Annotated in this window: 15 protein-coding genes, 1 tRNA gene and 1 other RNA gene; 5 read left to right on the plus strand and 12 right to left on the minus strand. The window is 70.3% G+C overall.

Annotation, left to right across the window (positions count from 1 at the left end):
- Nucleotides 1-236: 236 nt before the first annotated feature.
- From ACFWP2_RS32295 to ffs, 5 genes are all read right to left on the minus strand, one after another.
- Nucleotides 237-950, minus strand: coding sequence for a DUF5063 domain-containing protein (locus ACFWP2_RS32295; protein WP_380458103.1), 714 nt, complete (start codon nucleotides 948-950; stop codon nucleotides 237-239).
- Nucleotides 943-1,542, minus strand: a complete 600-nt coding sequence (recR, locus tag ACFWP2_RS32300; protein ID WP_218198914.1) for a recombination mediator RecR — start codon at nucleotides 1,540-1,542, stop codon at nucleotides 943-945. Before recR ends, ACFWP2_RS32295 begins: the two co-directional genes overlap by 8 nt.
- 251 nt (nucleotides 1,543-1,793) lie before the next feature.
- Nucleotides 1,794-2,132 (minus strand): YbaB/EbfC family nucleoid-associated protein, encoded by a 339-nt coding sequence (locus tag ACFWP2_RS32305; RefSeq protein ID WP_359905653.1) that lies wholly within the window; start codon nucleotides 2,130-2,132, stop codon nucleotides 1,794-1,796.
- A 145-nt stretch (nucleotides 2,133-2,277) separates the two neighbouring features.
- Nucleotides 2,278-4,476, minus strand: coding sequence for a DNA polymerase III subunit gamma and tau (locus tag ACFWP2_RS32310; protein ID WP_380458106.1), 2,199 nt, complete (start codon nucleotides 4,474-4,476; stop codon nucleotides 2,278-2,280).
- 80 nt (nucleotides 4,477-4,556) lie between these two features.
- An RNA gene (gene ffs, locus ACFWP2_RS32315) (signal recognition particle sRNA small type) lies at nucleotides 4,557-4,647 on the minus strand.
- Nucleotides 4,648-4,758: 111 nt separating this feature from the next.
- On the opposite strand from ffs, the gene ACFWP2_RS32320 reads away from it, so the two are divergent.
- Nucleotides 4,759-4,843, plus strand: a tRNA-Ser gene (locus ACFWP2_RS32320).
- A 123-nt stretch (nucleotides 4,844-4,966) separates the two neighbouring features.
- Here the strand turns inward: ACFWP2_RS32320 and ACFWP2_RS32325 are convergent.
- Together ACFWP2_RS32325 and ACFWP2_RS32330 are read right to left on the minus strand one after the other, a co-directional pair.
- Nucleotides 4,967-5,563 (minus strand): ImmA/IrrE family metallo-endopeptidase, encoded by a 597-nt coding sequence (locus ACFWP2_RS32325; protein ID WP_380458108.1) that lies wholly within the window; start codon nucleotides 5,561-5,563, stop codon nucleotides 4,967-4,969.
- A gap of 3 nt (nucleotides 5,564-5,566) precedes the next feature.
- Nucleotides 5,567-6,016, minus strand: a complete 450-nt coding sequence (locus ACFWP2_RS32330) for a helix-turn-helix domain-containing protein (protein ID WP_380458110.1) — start codon at nucleotides 6,014-6,016, stop codon at nucleotides 5,567-5,569.
- A 122-nt stretch (nucleotides 6,017-6,138) separates the two neighbouring features.
- Here ACFWP2_RS32330 and ACFWP2_RS32335 point away from each other — a divergent pair, with 122 nt between their 5' ends.
- The 3 genes from ACFWP2_RS32335 to ACFWP2_RS32345 are packed head-to-tail and all read left to right on the plus strand — an operon-like array spanning nucleotide 6,139 to nucleotide 8,152.
- A complete protein-coding gene (locus tag ACFWP2_RS32335; protein WP_380458112.1) occupies nucleotides 6,139-6,417 on the plus strand; it encodes a multiubiquitin domain-containing protein in 279 nt (92 codons plus the stop codon).
- Complete coding sequence (locus tag ACFWP2_RS32340; protein ID WP_031067563.1) at nucleotides 6,414-6,800, plus strand: hypothetical protein; 387 nt, start codon at nucleotides 6,414-6,416, stop codon at nucleotides 6,798-6,800. Before ACFWP2_RS32335 ends, ACFWP2_RS32340 begins: the two co-directional genes overlap by 4 nt.
- An 11-nt stretch (nucleotides 6,801-6,811) precedes the next feature.
- Complete coding sequence (locus ACFWP2_RS32345) at nucleotides 6,812-8,152, plus strand: ThiF family adenylyltransferase (protein ID WP_380458114.1); 1,341 nt, start codon at nucleotides 6,812-6,814, stop codon at nucleotides 8,150-8,152.
- Nucleotides 8,153-8,567: 415 nt separating this feature from the next.
- On the opposite strand, the gene ACFWP2_RS32350 is transcribed toward ACFWP2_RS32345, so the two are convergent.
- The 3 genes from ACFWP2_RS32350 to ACFWP2_RS32360 form a co-directional block, all read right to left on the minus strand.
- Entirely contained in the window at nucleotides 8,568-9,812 is a 1,245-nt protein-coding gene (locus ACFWP2_RS32350) for a tyrosine-type recombinase/integrase (RefSeq protein ID WP_380458116.1), read from the minus strand.
- Nucleotides 9,813-9,822: 10 nt separating this feature from the next.
- A complete protein-coding gene (locus tag ACFWP2_RS32355; RefSeq protein ID WP_380458118.1) occupies nucleotides 9,823-10,128 on the minus strand; it encodes an excisionase family DNA-binding protein in 306 nt (101 codons plus the stop codon).
- 361 nt (nucleotides 10,129-10,489) lie between these two features.
- Entirely contained in the window at nucleotides 10,490-11,032 is a 543-nt protein-coding gene (locus ACFWP2_RS32360) for a helix-turn-helix domain-containing protein (protein ID WP_380458120.1), read from the minus strand.
- A gap of 206 nt (nucleotides 11,033-11,238) precedes the next feature.
- Here ACFWP2_RS32360 and ACFWP2_RS32365 point away from each other — a divergent pair, with 206 nt between their 5' ends.
- Nucleotides 11,239-12,789 carry a DnaB-like helicase N-terminal domain-containing protein gene (locus ACFWP2_RS32365; RefSeq protein WP_380458123.1) on the plus strand — a complete coding sequence of 517 codons (1,551 nt, stop codon included), beginning with the start codon at nucleotides 11,239-11,241 and terminating at the stop codon, nucleotides 12,787-12,789.
- 808 nt (nucleotides 12,790-13,597) lie between these two features.
- Here ACFWP2_RS32365 and ACFWP2_RS32370 read toward each other — a convergent pair.
- Nucleotides 13,598-13,915, minus strand: coding sequence for an NUDIX hydrolase (locus ACFWP2_RS32370; protein ID WP_380458125.1), 318 nt, complete (start codon nucleotides 13,913-13,915; stop codon nucleotides 13,598-13,600).
- An 89-nt stretch (nucleotides 13,916-14,004) separates the two neighbouring features.
- The gene (locus ACFWP2_RS32375; RefSeq protein ID WP_380458127.1) at nucleotides 14,005-14,922 is read right to left on the minus strand and encodes an FkbM family methyltransferase; all 918 of its coding nucleotides are present in this window, start codon (nucleotides 14,920-14,922) and stop codon (nucleotides 14,005-14,007) included.
- Between the last annotated feature and the right edge of the window lie 20 nt (nucleotides 14,923-14,942).

Here is a 14,942-nt window from a genome sequence, read left to right on the forward strand (position 1 = left end):
TTCAGCACGTGAACGGCGGTACGGGCGGCTCCGCCGCCAGGTCTTCGGGCGATTCGGTACGGCTCCGAAGAATCGGCGGATCGGGGGACGGCGATCCGGCCGGATTTCTTTTCCGGCCGGCCCGCTGAGGCATTCGTCACAATCCCAGGGGGTCGTCGCGGAATACCGCGTACCGCACGCCGTGAGCCGCGCGCCGCAGGCCTCCTGACGCCCGAGCCTTCTAGTGCCCGAGCCTCCTAGCGCCCGAGCCCGAGCTCGGCCGCCATCAGGTCGCCCGCCTGCTGCTCCAGCTGCTCGTCGGTGAGCCCGTCGTCGTCCGTGTCCGCGCCGTCCGGCACCGCGCCGATCGGACTGTCCAGCCGGACGTGGGCGATCAGCGACTGCAGGGCCCGCAGCACCGCCGTGCAGGTCGTGCCCCAGTTGGAGAGGTACGAGAACTGCCACCACCACAGCGCCTCGCTGATCCGGCCCTCGCGGTAGTGGGTCAGGCCGTGCTGGAGCTCGCTGACCACGCCGGCCAGGTCGTCCGAGATCCGGAAGGCGTTGGGCTTCTCCGGCGGGCCGTACGGGTCGAAGACCTCGTGGTAGACGTCGATCGGCGCGAGCAGCTCGGCGAGGCGCTCGCGCAGCTGCTCGCCGTCCGGCTCGGGACCGGCATCGGGCTCGAAGCGGTCCTCCGGGACGACGTCCTCGATCGCACCCAGCCGGCCGCCGGCCAGCAGCAGCTGCGAGACCTCCAGGAGCAGCAGCGAGACCGCGCTGCCGGGCTCGTCGCCCTTGGCGACCTCGGTGACGGCGAGCACGAAGCTCTCCACCGAGTCGGCGATCTGTACCGCGAAGTCGTCCGGCTCCGAGCCGTGACCGTGGATGTGCGGGGCTTGCGCCCCCGGTTCCCCGTGGGACTGCTGGTGGGGGGTGTGGGGCTGCTGGTTGATCGTCCGGTCAGACATCGAGCAGTCGTCTCCCTTCGAAGGCGCGGCCGAGGGTGACCTCGTCCGCGTACTCCAGATCCCCGCCGACGGGCAGGCCGCTCGCCAGACGGGTCACCTTCAGGCCCATCGGCTTGCAGAGCCGGGCCAGGTAGGTGGCGGTCGCCTCCCCCTCCAGGTTGGGGTCGGTGGCCAGGATCAGCTCGGTGACCGTGCCGTCCGCGAGGCGCGACAGCAGCTCGCGGATGCGCAGGTCGTCCGGGCCGACGCCCTCGATGGGGCTGATCGCGCCGCCCAGCACGTGGTAGCGGCCGCGGAACTCACGGGTGCGCTCGATGGCGACGACGTCCTTGGGCTCCTCGACCACGCAGATGACGGCGAGGTCGCGGCGCGGGTCCAGGCAGACCCGGCACTGCTCGGCCTCCGCGACGTTGCCGCAGACCGCGCAGAAGCGGACCTTGTCCTTGACCTCCAGCAGCGCGTGCGCCAGCCGGCGAACGTCGGTCGGGTCGGCCTGCAGCACGTGGAAGGCGATCCGCTGGGCGCTCTTGGGCCCGACGCCGGGCAGCCTGCCCAGTTCGTCGATCAGGTCCTGAACCACACCCTCGTACAACGTCGCGCCTTCCCTCGGGTGGTCGGTGGTGCTGTTCGGCCGGTGACGGCCGGATGACCGCTGGTGGCCGGATGGCCTGTGCTGGCCGCTGGTGGCCGGTGACGGCCGGATGGTGGCCGGATGGCCGGTGGTGCTCCGGTGCCATCATCCAACGAATCGGGCGTCGGACACAGCGCCCGACGCCCGACTCCCACATAAATCACATGGGTCTGTCGTCTGAACTTCAGACCTGCTGGAACGTGGGGCCGACGTTAGAACGGCAGGCCGGGGATGCCGCCGCCCAGGCCCTGGGTCAGCGGGCCCATGCGCTCGGCCTGCATCTTCTGCGCGGTCTGGTTGGCGTCCCGGACGGCCGCCAGGATCAGATCGGCCAGCGTCTCGGTGTCCTCCGGGTCCACGGCCGCCGGCGCGATGGTCAGCGCCACCAGCTCACCGGCACCGGTCACCGTCGCCTCGACCAGGCCACCGCCCGCCGAACCGTTCACCTTCGTCTCGGCCAGCTCCTGCTGGGCCTTCGCGAAATCCTGCTGCATCTTCTGCGCCTGCTTCAGCAGCTGCTGCATGTTGGGCTGGCCACCACCGGGGAACACGGCTGTCTCCTTGCTGTCACGGCTGTCTTGCGGTGCTTCGTTTCGTCACCGCCGAGCCTACGTGCTGCCCGCCGCTCCGGGCCCCGAGCCGGGGACCGGTCCGGGGCCCGGTCCGGGGACGGCTCGGGGCGGCCCCGGGGACGGCTCAGGAACCCTGGTGGTGGATCTCCTCCAGCACCGTCGCCCCCAGCTCGCGGATGATCAGCTCCTGGCCGGAGAACACGTCCTCCTTGAGGTCCGGGTCGTCCGCCTCCGGGATGTCGTCCTCCGGGGCCACCGACTGCACCGGACGGGCCGACGCGGCCGCGGGCGGCGGGGCCTGCACCGGCGCGGGCTGCACGGGCGGCGCGTGGACGGGCGCCGGCGCGGCCTGGACCGGCGGAGCCTGTACGGGCGCCGGGGCGGGGGCGTGGGCGGGCATCGAAGGCGCGGAGGCCGCCGGACGCGCCGGGGCTCCCCAGCCCCCGCCGCCCTGGGCACCGCCGACCTGGACACCGCCGCCCGGCGCACCGGCACCCGGGCCGCCGGCACCGCCGGACGGGTCGACGATGCACTCGATCCGCCAGTCCACGCCCAGCGAGTCGGCCAGCGCGGCGCGCAGCACGTCGTCGCTGTTGCTGCCGACGAAGCTGTCCCGGGCGCCGGCGTTGATGAAGGACACCTGGAGCACGCTGCCGTCGAACCCGGCCACCTGGCCGTTCTGGCTGAGCAGGATCCAGGTGAAGCGGCGGCGGTTCTTCACCGCCTCCAGGATCTGCGGCCACAGCTGCCGCACCTGCGCGGCGCCCTGCTGCGCGGACGCCGAAGGCTGCCCGCCGGGAGCCGCCGCCGGGGCGGGGGCCGGCGCGGGCACGGCGGCGGGAGCCGCCTGGACGGGGGCCGGAGCCGCCTGCGGCTGCGCCGCGGGGGGCACCGCGGGAGCCCCGGCGGGGGCGCCACCGGCGGGCGGGAAGCTACGGGGGATCGGCCAGGCACCCGGCGCCGGCCCGGCGGGGGCGGCGGCGGGCGGCGGAGCCTGCACGGGCTGCGCGGCCGGCATCGGCGCGGGTGCCACCGGCACCTCGGCCACCGGCGCGACCGCCATCGGAGCCGCCGGAGCCACCGAAGCTGCAGGAACCGCCGCAGCCTGCGGCGCCGCCATCGGCATGCCCACCGGAGCCGCCATCGGCGCGGCGAACCCGCCCGTCGCCGCCCGCCGCTCCAGCTTGTCCAGCCGCGCCTGCAACGACAGCTCGTCGCTGTACGCGCCCGGCAGCATCACCCGGGCGCAGATCAGCTCCAGCTGCAGCCGGGGCGCCGCGTTGCCGCGCATCTCGGTCAGCCCGGTGTTGACGATGTCGGCGGCCCGGCTCAGCTCGGCCGCGCCGAACGCGTCCGCCTGCGCCTGCATCACCGCGACCCGGTCGGCCGGGGCGTCGATCAGCCCCTTCTCCCCCGCGTCCGGCACGGTGGCCAGGATCACCAGGTCGCGCAGCCGCTCCAGCAGGTCGGTGACGAAGCGGCGCGGGTCGTGCCCGCCCTCGACCACCCGGTCGATCACCTGGAACACCGTCGCCCCGTCGTGCGCGGCGAAGGCGTCCACCACCTCGTCCAGCAGCGCGGAGTCGGTGTACCCGAGCAGCGCCGTGGCCATCTGGTACGTGACGCCGCCCTCGCCGGCCCCGGCCAGCAGCTGGTCCATGACCGACATCGAGTCACGCACCGACCCGGCGCCCGCCCGCACCACCAGCGGGAACACGGTGTCCTCGACCTGGATCCCCTCCCGGCCGCACACCTCCGCCAGGTAGTCGCGCAGCGTGCCGGGCGGGACCAGCCGGAACGGGTAGTGGTGCGTCCGGGACCGGATCGTCCCGATCACCTTCTCCGGCTCGGTGGTCGCGAAGATGAACTTGAGGTGCTCCGGCGGCTCCTCGACCACCTTGAGCAGCGCGTTGAAGCCGGCCGAGGTCACCATGTGCGCCTCGTCCAGGATGAAGATCTTGTACCGGCTGTGCACCGGCGCGAAGAACGCCCGCTCGCGCAGCTCGCGCGCGTCGTCCACACCACCGTGCGAGGCGGCGTCGATCTCGATCACGTCGATCGACCCGGGCCCGCCGGTCGCGAGGTCCCGGCAGGACTGGCACTCCCCGCAGGGCGTCGGCGTCGGCCCCTGCTCACAGTTGAGGCAACGGGCCAGGATGCGTGCGCTCGTCGTCTTGCCACAGCCACGCGGCCCGCTGAACAGGTACGCGTGGTTGACCCTGTTGTTGCGCAGGGCCTGCTGGAGCGGAGCGGTCACGTGCTCCTGCCCGATGACCTCCGCGAAGGTCTCGGGGCGGTAGCGGCGGTACAGGGCTAGGGACACACCCCCGACGATATCGGGACGGACCGACAAACGCGTCGCCGCTCACCCCTCACCCGGCCCTCACCCGGGCCCGGGAACGCAAAGACCCCCCGTGCACCCGCCAGAGCCCTCTTACCCTTGCTGCCTTCCGGCCCTGGGGGGGTTCAGAGAGATGACGCCACACGAGGGGCTGACCCCCACACTACCGGATCCCGGCCCCGACGATCCACAGGCCACCCCCACCCTCCGACCTTCGGGACAGGTGGTCGCGACCACCCCGAAACATGTACTAAGCTTCCTCTCGGAGGATTCGCCTAGAGGCCTAGGGCGCACGCTTGGAAAGCGTGTTGGGGGCAACCCCTCACGAGTTCGAATCTCGTATCCTCCGCCTCTGCCTAGCAAGGCAGTTGAAGGCCCCGACCGGGTTCCCGGTCGGGGCCTTCTTCGTGCCCTGGTCTCAGTTTTGGTCTCAGTTCCGATTTTTGGACCCCCGTGGCCGGGCCGCCGCCTGCTACCCCGCTCCGAAGCGGCGTTGCTTGGCCCGGGCACGCGACACGATCGTCCGCGCACCGGACGCGTTCATGCGCATACGCGCGAACTCGATGCTCACATCGAACCGCGTCGCCACCTGCTCGTCGGTCCAGCCCCTGAAGGCCACCTCGATGGCAGCCTTCATAGGAACCAGAAGTTCGCCCGACAGCGCGAGGGCCTGCGCCTCCTGCGTCTTCACGACCGGGTCCAGGCTCCGGCACCCCCCGTCAGTGAACACGACACTGCTGAACTCGTGCTCCAGCAGAAGGTGTGCCATCTCGTGCGCGACGTTCGACCGGCGACGCTGCGGATTGTGCGAGCTGTTCTCGACGATGAAGCGCGCTGTACCTACCGGAACCAGAGCCGCAGACCAGGTGCCCGCACGCTCGCTGGCAAAGTACTCCAGAGTCTCCGCCGGGCAGCCCGAGCCGCCGAGCTCGCTCAGCGGGTAGACCGGAATGCCGTACTCATCCGCGAGGCGAGCGAGATCGATGGACTGATGAAGCCCGACCTGGATGCGGGCCCGCTCTTCCAGAGCCAGGTCTTCCAGCGCCTTCTTCGTCCACCGCTGCCCCACGCCTCACCTCGAACCAGACTCTCGGTCGGCGGCAAACCGACGCACGGCCGCACCGATCAGCTCTTCCAAGTGCTTCACATCTGCCTCGCCCAAGTCGGAGCGAGCTCGCAGTAGCGGAGCAAGCTGCACAAGAAGCTCAGGTTCTTCGGGTACTTCACCCGGCCGGACGCCCTCGTCCACCATGAAGCTCTCGGCCGGCTCGCCGAGCCAGCTCACCAGCGCGGCAAACGCGTCCACGTCCGGACGGTTGCCATTGGCCAACCGCGTCATGGTCGACGGGCTGACGCCCACCTGAACAGCCAGTTGCCTCCACGAAAGGTCCCTCGACGCCCTTGCGGCGTCCAGCGCCGCGTAGAGGGCAGCCACGTTCACCTTCGTCCGGGCCATCGCCCTCCTCCTCGGTCTCTGTTTCCCTACCTCCTTTCTACCAGTGTTTGACATCTCGAACACCACGGCTTACCTTGATCCTCAAGAGATGTTCGATATCTCAAACAGTGACGGTATCTCGACACGTTCATGCCGGGTGCCCGAGCAGTTCCAGGAACGACACCATCAAGATCGGAAAGAGGTGCCCGATGGAAACCCCCATCGACACGACCACCAAGACGGACCCCCACCGGCACGTCAGCGTCACCGTGAAGGTCAACAACCAGGACGTAACGCTGCCGGACCGCGAGGTGACCGGCCTGGAGATCAAGCAGGCCGCGATCTCGCAGGGCCTGCCGATCGACGTGGGCTTCCAGCTCTCGGTCAAGCGCAGCCATGGCCGGTACGAGGTCGTGGACGACGATGAGCCGATCCGCGTCCACACCCACCAGGAGTTCCTCGCCGTACCGCCGGACGACAACTCGTGACCTCCCCGACTCCGGCAATCGCCGAAGCCGTCGAAGCCGTCCGAGCCCACTTCGCCGGTCATCCGGTCGAGGTGGTCCCGGACGGCTCCGGCGGGGTCTACGTCATCGTGGAGCAGGTCGAGATCGGAGCGGCCTACGTGCCGTCGACCACCTGGCTTGGCTTCCAGATCAGCGCGGCGTACCCGGACGCCGATGTCTACCCGCACTACGTCGGTCCGCTCGCTCGAACAGACGGCGGAGCCCACGGGCAGGCCATCCAGTCCGTCACGTGGCAGGACAGGACGGCCCTGCAGATCTCCAGGCGCTCGAACCGCCGCGACCCGAACATCGACAGCGCCGCACTCAAGGCCGAGAGGATTCGCAAGTGGCTCGCCGACCAGTGAACCCGCCCGCCATGGGCTGGAGCCTCACCATCCCGCCCAAGATCTGGGATCGTCTGTCTGATCACGTCCTGGGGTCCGCCGCCCGCGGCGCTGTCCTTCTCGCTGGCCTCGCCGACGGGCCGCGCGGACCCCGGCTACTCGCCCGCGAGCTGATCCTCGCCGACGAGGGCACGGACTACGTCCCCGGCGAGTTCGGCCACCGGGCTCTCGCCCCGACCTTCGTCCGCGACGCGGTGATCAGGGCCCGGGACGAGGGACTGGCGTACATCGCTGTTCACGCCCACCTCGGACGCGACCACGTGGGCTTCTCCGAGATCGACCTGGCCAGCCACGAGCGCGGCTACCCAAGCCTTGGCCAGATCAGCGGCCAGGTGATTGGAGCGCTCGTACTCACCGACCATGCCGCAGCCGGAGATCTCTGGCTGCCCGACGGCCGCCGGGAAGAGCTAGCAGAGACGATCGTCCCGACCGGGAACCTGCTGCGGCTGCGCTCCCAGCCAGCCACGGAAGAGCGCCCGGATTCCCTGCACGACCGCCAGGCACGCCTCCTCGGCGACTTGGGCCAGGAGACGCTCCGTCGGTTGCGCGTTGCCGTCGTAGGGCTCGGTGGTGTCGGCAGCATCCTCGTCGAGGAACTCGCCCGGCTGGGCGTGGGTGAGCTCGTACTGATCGACGACGAGGCCGTTGAGAAGACGAACCTTCCCCGGCTCGTGGCTTCTGAGCTCGGGGACATCGGGCGGCTCAAGACCGAGCTCGCCGCGCGCAACGCCCGGCGCGCCAACCCGGACGTCCGCCTGACCCAGATCGCCCAGCGTGTGGAGCGTCCGGAGTCGCTCGAGGAGCTCGTTCGCTGCGACTGGATCTTCCTAGCCGCCGACGGTGACGCTGCCCGCCATTGGGTGAACGCCGCCGTTCAGCAGTACCTCGTCCCGGCCACCCAGGTCGGAGTCAAGGTTCCGCTGACCCCTCAGGGGGAGGTGGGACAGATCCACACCGCCACTCGCTTCGTGCTGCCCGGCTCGGGATGCCTGTGGTGCAACCGGCTCGTCGATCCGACCCGCTTGGCCATCGACATGCACCCCACTGAGGAACGCGAGGCAGCACAGTACATCCCCGGGGTCCCCGCACCGAGCGTGATCACCCTGAACACGCTCGCGGCCGCGGAGGGGGTCAACCACTTCGTACTCTCGGTGGCCGGCCTCCACGACGAGGAGGGTGACCACGCCTCGGTCATCCACCGACCTCGAACGCGCCAGCGCGATCTTCAGATTCCTCGTCAGGGTCCGAGCTGCCGCTGGTGCACATCGAGCGGGCAGCTCGGGCTCGGACGGCGGGGAAGCACGCCGTTCTGAGCAACAGCACGATCGAGTTCCACTGGTTACCACTCGGAGGCGTTCCAGCAGCTTGGGAACGCCTCCGAGCCGTTGGTAGGGCGCACCAGCCGGGCGCAGGGGAGGTGCTCTCACTGGAGAGCGCAGTCTCGGCGTCGGCGAGATCCCGGTAACAGGCCGAGCGGCCACCGGGGGCGGCATAGGCACAGGCCCGGCGAGGTGTGCATGCGAGATCGGGACGGAGTTCGCCGTCTCGGGGCCGACCATCACTCGCGAACGCATCGGCCGCCACCACGGCACCTGGCGGGACGTCATCCTCGTTGAAGGTCGCAGCCCCAGCGTCGGCTGACCAGGACGCCGCCGTTCACGCGCGCCGAGGGCCCGACTGCGATGCGGTCGGGCCCTCGGGCATCAGGCGATCTGAGCCGACGCTCGCTCAGGCCGCGTCTTCGGCGGGGTCCTCTGGGCCAGATCCGACGTCGCCCCACAGAGCCGCGCCGATCTTCTTGCCGACGTCGTTCAGCATCGGCTCGGTGACGTGCTGGTAGCGCTGGGCCATCGAGGTCGAGGACCAGCCCATGATCGCCATGACGATCCGCTCCGGCACGCCGAGCAGGAGCAGGACGGTCGAGGCGGTGTGGCGGGCGTCATGGAGGCGGCCGTCACGGATGCCGGCCTCGCGCAGGAGCCGCTTCCAGTGGTGGTAGTCGGTGCTGGGGTTGAGCGGCTCGCCGGTCTCCGAGGTGAAGACGTAGCCCTTGTCCGTCCAGAGGTCGCGCGCGAGGGCCCGCTCGCGGTCCTGCTCCTCCTTGTGCTGCCGGAGGATCACGACGAGCTGCTCGGGCAGCGGCACCGCGCGTCGCCCGGCCCGGGACTTGGTGTCCTTGGTCTCGCGGCGGATCGGCTCCTTCTGCGGACAGAAGCCGGGCTTGCGCCCGCAGCGGTCGCCACAGCCGTGCCGGTACTTGGGCCGCAGCCGACCGCGCTTGACCCATGCGACACCGCGCTTGAAGTCGACGTCCTTCCACTGGAGCCCGAGCACCTCGCCCTGGCGCAGGCCGAGGGCGAGCGCGAAGATCCAGCGGGCGGAGTTGCGGCGCTTGCGCGCCGTGTCCATGAGCGCCTGGACCTCCTCGATCTCGAACGGCTCGACCTCCTCCTCTTCGAGCTTCGGGGCCTTGGCGATCGTGGCCACGTTGCGGGTGAGGTGATCGCGCCGCAGAGCCTCGCCGAGGGCGACACGGATGGTGCGATGCGCCTGGTGGGCGGTACCGGCGGCGCTGCCAGCGGCCTGCATCTTCTTGTAGAAGCGCTCCAGGTGCTCGGGCTCCAGCTTCTCCAGGCGGTGCGCGCCGAGGCCGGGGACGAGGTGCACGCGGACAGCGACCTCGTATCCGGCGTACGTGTTCTCGCCGACAGTGCCGGGCACGATCTCGGTGATCCAGTGGGTCAGCCACTTGCCGACCGTCCACTTCTGGCCGGCCTTGGGCACGGTGCCGTTGTCGCGCAGCTTCTCCAGCTTGCGGACCTTGGCCGTGACCTCGGGGCGGGTCTTGGCGCTGACGTGGCGGCGGTCGGGGGTGCCGTCGTCCTTGACGCCAACCGTGACACGGCCGTGCCAGCGGCCGTCACTGCCCTCGTAGATCGAGGAGTCGCCGTTGGGCTTGCGGGTCTTCGCCATCTGCGCCCCCTCAGGCCGCAAGGGCGACGTTCGAAGCGGCGGCGGCCGTGCGGGCGGCCACGTACTCCTTGAGCGCCTCGGCGGGCACTCGGCGGAGGCGGCCGATCGTCACGGACGGAACTTCGCCGGAGGCGACCAGGGCGTACATGGTCGTCCGGCCGACGCCGAGACGGCGGGCGGCTTCCTCGACGGTGAGGGCGACGAGCGTCGGGTCGGCTGTACCACCGCCCTGATCTGCGATCAGGCGGAGGAGGACGCGCTCGGTAGTGCCGAGAGCGCGGGCCACCCGGGCAAGCTCCAACGATGTTTCGGGCATGGGTGTCCTATCCCGGCGGCGCTTTCGGCTATGCGCCGCCGTTGTCGGTGTTCCAGGGATGGGCGAATCGGTTGTATGGGCCCGCGTTGTGACCCCGGCGTTCGTAGCACCGAGGGGTTGCGGAAGGCATGACGGGTCGAGGCTCCACGGGCGGGCAAAGCCCGTGGTCGGACCGGCGGGAGGGGACGTTAGCGGTTGATTACGGCCGCACCAAACCACCGAACGTCCAGCATGATCTGGTCCTCATCGGATCAGCGGCAGGAGTGACGTGCGGACTCGGCAACGTAGCAGGCACCCTCAAGTGGCCAAGGCCGCCGTTGAGGGCGACGGGCTACGTCGCGGCTCCTGGGTCAGCGAGACCCTAGGCGTCGGGCGAGCCGGGCGGAAGGCTCGGCGAGTGGTGGTCGTCACCAGCCTCGTCAGCCACGACCTGGGTGATCATCGCGCTGATGAGTTCGGCAAGGTTCGGGTGGGCTGCGCCGTAGGCATCGAGCGCGTCACGGGCGCGATTCATCTCCTTGCGAGCGGTGACGGACTTCTGCCAGCTCTCGGCGAACTCCGCCAGCAACCGCTTCACGTGGGCGTTGGCAGCGATCTCGGGTGGCCCGACCAGGTTGTCCAGGGAGATGTCGAAGACCTTGGCGAAGCCGATGGCCTCGTCCAGGTTCACCCTGCGACGCGGTTCACCGCTCTCGATGCGCCACACCGCCGACTGGTTGAGCGGGTAGCCGGCCTCGGTCAGGCGCTCCGCGAGCGTGGCAGTACTCCACCCGCGCGCCTCGCGCTCCATCTTGATGCGTTGGGCGACGTTCTCCTCCCCTTCCAGTCGCCGTCTCGGATCCGCACCAGCCACGATCAACCCTCCATGCATCGTCATTAAGCCCATTTGCAATGCGCCGAGCACGACGTTAACGTGATGCAAAGCGAAACGCAACTAAGCCGAACCGCATCGACGAGCCGGGCCAGCCACCCGGCATCGCGACAACACAAAGGCCCCCGGCGCTACGAACGCCGAGGGCCGAAGCAGAACCTCGAAACCGCCCATCCCTGGAACAGTCGACAACGGAGGAACCGGGTAGCCGCCCAGCGCCTCCGAGTGAGGACACCGCTGTGGACAAGCCTACGGCCCCGCCGTCAAAGCCGTCATCCAACGACGGGCGACGGGGCGACGCGTCGAACGCTCACGTCGGCCCCACCTCCGGAGAGCCGCCTCACAACGTCGACGCCGAACAGGCGGTCCTCGGCGCCTGCATGCTGAACCACCAGGCGGTGGAGAAGGTCCGCGGCACTTTGGACGCAGGCGACTTCTACCGGCCTGCCCACGAGACCATCTGGCGCGCGATCCTGGCCCTACGCGCCGAGGACGCGCCCACCGACCCCATCGCCCTCACCGACCACCTGCAGCGTGCGGGCGATCTCTCCCGCGTCGGGGGCTCGTCCTACCTCCACACGCTGGTCGCCGCCGCGCCGCCCTCGACGGACAACGCCGACTACTACGCTCAGATCGTGCGTCGCGACGCCCAACTGCGGACCCTGCACGCCACCGGCATCCGCACGGTCCAGCATGCCCTGGCTCCGGGCGCCGACCCGGACGAGATCCGTACCACCGTCGAGGCCGAGATCCGTGCCGAGCGCGAACGCGCCCTGGCCTCCGGCAACAGCCGCCTGTCTCGCTACATCGTCAACGGCTGGGATTTCGTCACCAAGACCGGCGCGGACAAGGAACCCTTGTGGGGCACCCGCGAACAGACCGCCTGGGCCTCCGGCGAAAGCCTGATGATCGTGGGCGCGCCAGGCGTCGGCAAGACCACCATCGCCCACCAGGTCATCCTCGCCCGCCTCGGCCTCCAGGCCGCCGTCCTCGATCTCCCCGTGGCCGAGGGAGAACGCGTCCTCTACCTCGCCATGGACCGCCCCCAGCAGATCGCCCGCGCCATGGCCCGCCGCATCCTGCCTGCCGACGAGGCCCACCTGCGCGACCGCCTCGCCGTGTGGCAGGGACCGCTCCCCGCCACCCTCGACAAGGAACCCGATCTCCTCGCCGAACTCGCCGCCGCCCACCGCGCCGACACCATCGTCATCGACAGCCTCAAGGACGCGGTCAGCACCCTCGTGGACGACTCCCTGGCCGTCGCCTTCAACAACGCCCGCATGCGGGCCCTGCGCGCAGGCGTCCAGATCATGGAGCTCCACCACCAGCGCAAGGCCACCGCCGACGCGCCACGCGGCCAGCGCCCCACCCTGGACCGGGTGTACGGCTCGACCTGGCTGACCGCGGGAGCGGGCAGCGTCCTGTTCATCGCCGGAGAGGCCGGCGACCCGGCGGTCACCATTCACCACCTCAAGACCGTGACCGGCGAGATCGGCCCGCTGCCGGTCGTCCACGACCACCAGCGCGGAACCACCTACGTCGAACCCACCCTCGACCCGGTCACCCTCCTTCGCGCCGCGACGGACGGCCTGACCGCCCGTGACCTGGCGACCGCCCTGACCGGCGAGGCCAACCCTGACCGCGCCGACATCGAGAAGGCCCGCCGCCACCTGGACCGCCTGGTCAAGAGCGGACTGGCGGTCAAGAGCGAGGGCACCGCGGGTGGTGTCGGAGGCGGCCAGCAGGCCAGGTACCGCCCGTCTGCGCGGCACATCACCGCCGCCTCCTGACCTTGCGGCGGTCGCCGAGGTGACCGGGGACAGTGACCGGCGGGTCGGTCAGTCGGTCACTCCCACTGACCGCGCTGACCGGAGTGACCGCATCGGTCAGCGCCCCTGCGAACCGTGGCAACCGGCTCAGGCGGCCGCACCGGTCACAGCCTTTGCCGCCGGTCAGCGTGCGGATCACCAACCATCCCAGGCGGCAGTGGCGGGACGTGGTCCCGTTCACGGGGCCGTCCACGCAGCCATCTCGCAACAAGCGTGGCGACAACCGCTCACATCGTCCACGCAGAGCGCAGAAACCGCAGGTAGAGCGATCACGAAGTCGTACACGCCGTCCACCCGACCCAGCGTTCACGCGCGAGCCCCCCTCTAGAAGGGGGCTCGCGTGTACGCACCGGCGTGGACGCCTCATCGTCCAAGCCTCTGTCAGGCCGTCTGGAGCCGGAGCAAGTTGTGGGATAAGCGATGCATACCCCGGCACCGCCAAGGCGGAGCAAGTTGTGGGGCAAGGAGTCCTTACCCCGCCCGCTCCCCTTGGAGGAGCAGCGGCCCTCGCCCAGGGGTGCGAAGGCAACGCAGCCGGCCGCCATACGGGAGCCCGCATCCTCCCACCCGGTGGCAGCTTCCGAGCGGGAGGATGCCCAACCAACGTCGCCCCCTCACACCGTGGCGACCGACCATCCGTAACGGGAGAAAGAGGGGCCTCCATCGTGGTAGGCGGCCAGTGCCTGCACGGAGGTCGGGAACGCGGCCTCGGGGAAGCGATCCGCCGCGACCCACCGGGCGGCCAGGTGCTTGTCCGGCTCGGTGTTGGTCAGTTCGCCGGTCCACCTGTCGGTGGCGAAGACGAAGAGGACGAACTGCCCGGCCTGGTCAAAGCCCTGCTCGACGTGGATGACATGGACGAGTACTCGGCCGGGTCGACGAGCAGGCCGGTCTCCTCCTTGAGCTCGCGGGCGGCGGCCTCGTCCAGGGCTTCACCGGGCTCGACCTTGCCACCGGGGACGGTCCAGGCCGGCTGGGGGGACCAGTTGCGGGCGGCGTAGAGCACGGCGGCGATCGTGTCGGTGTCCTGGTCGTGGACGATCACGCTGACCGCGTTGCGGCTGTTCATCACGCTGGTGGTGGTCACGGTGCCCACTCCTTGTTGAAGTGCCGGAGGATTCCGGTGGTCCGGGCGGGTGGCTGAGACTGGCTCCGCAGCTAGGGCGGCGTGGGTGCTCAGCGCCCGAGCGTGAGCCGGTCGGCGTCGGTGTGGGAGAAGACCAGGTCGGTCATCTGCTCCGGGGTCTCGGTGCACCGGACAGGCGGCTGCGGTCGGCGCACGGCCTGGGGGTAGGTGGCCGGGTCGTAGTCGTTGGTGAGCGTGTACGGGTGGAAGCCGTGCTCGAGCAGGGCGTCGATGATGCCGGCGGCGCTCTCGCCCTGCTTGGCCAGGAGCTTGGGGGTGACTTCCACGACCAGCTCGACGTCCTCGCGCAGGTGCGGCAGCGCGGGCAGCAGTCCCCTGACCGCCGCCGCCTCGGCGCCCTCGACGTCGATCTTGATGACTCGGGCGGTGTCGAGTTCGGCCTGGCGGAGGAGTTCGGTGAGCGGTGCGGCTGGCACGTGGAAGGTGGTGTGGACGTGGCGGGGCCGGATGGCGGTGGTGTGACCGAGGTTGGCCGGGTCCTCCAGGTAGAGGGTCAGCGTGCCGGTGAGGTCGGAGGCGGCGGCGCGGACGGTACGGATGTTGGCCCGGTGGTTGGCGGTGGCCGCGCTGGTGAGGTCGTCATGGAACTGCGGGGTGGGCTCGATGGCGACGACTCGGCCGGTCGGTCCGACTGCGTGGGAGGCCAGGAGGCTGAACGCGCCACGGTGGGCCCCGACGTCGACGAAGGTGTCCCCGGGCCGCAGGCGGTCGCGCAGGAAGGCGCTCAGGTTCGGCTCCCACTCGCCGAAGAGGTACTGGTAGCGCTGGATGACGTCGCTGGTGGTGACGGTGACCAGGTCACCCGAGCGCAACCGGGCAGCGGTGTGGAGGGGACGGGTTCGCAGGTGGTCGTCGAGGAAACGGTCGACGAGCTGGGCCTTGCCGACAGTTCCGGGCGCGTGGCGGACGTAGGCCCGCAGCAGACGGGCGAGGGCGGAGGCGGGCACGCGTGTACTCCTTCAGGTGG

This window comes from Kitasatospora sp. NPDC058444 (assembly GCF_042721415.1).
Taxonomy (GTDB): domain Bacteria; phylum Actinomycetota; class Actinomycetes; order Streptomycetales; family Streptomycetaceae; genus Kitasatospora.

What these genes read in the sequence shown, in the direction of transcription:
- ACFWP2_RS32295 (WP_380458103.1), bottom strand. Translation starts at nt 950, where the DNA reads ATGTCTGACCGGACGATCAACCAGCAGCCCCACACCCCCCACCAGCAG.
- ACFWP2_RS32335 (WP_380458112.1), top strand. Translation starts at nt 6,139, where the DNA reads ATGGAAACCCCCATCGACACGACCACCAAGACGGACCCCCACCGGCAC.
- ACFWP2_RS32345 (WP_380458114.1), top strand. Translation starts at nt 6,812, where the DNA reads ATGGGCTGGAGCCTCACCATCCCGCCCAAGATCTGGGATCGTCTGTCT.
- ACFWP2_RS32350 (WP_380458116.1), bottom strand. Translation starts at nt 9,812, where the DNA reads ATGGCGAAGACCCGCAAGCCCAACGGCGACTCCTCGATCTACGAGGGC.
- ACFWP2_RS32355 (WP_380458118.1), bottom strand. Translation starts at nt 10,128, where the DNA reads ATGCCCGAAACATCGTTGGAGCTTGCCCGGGTGGCCCGCGCTCTCGGC.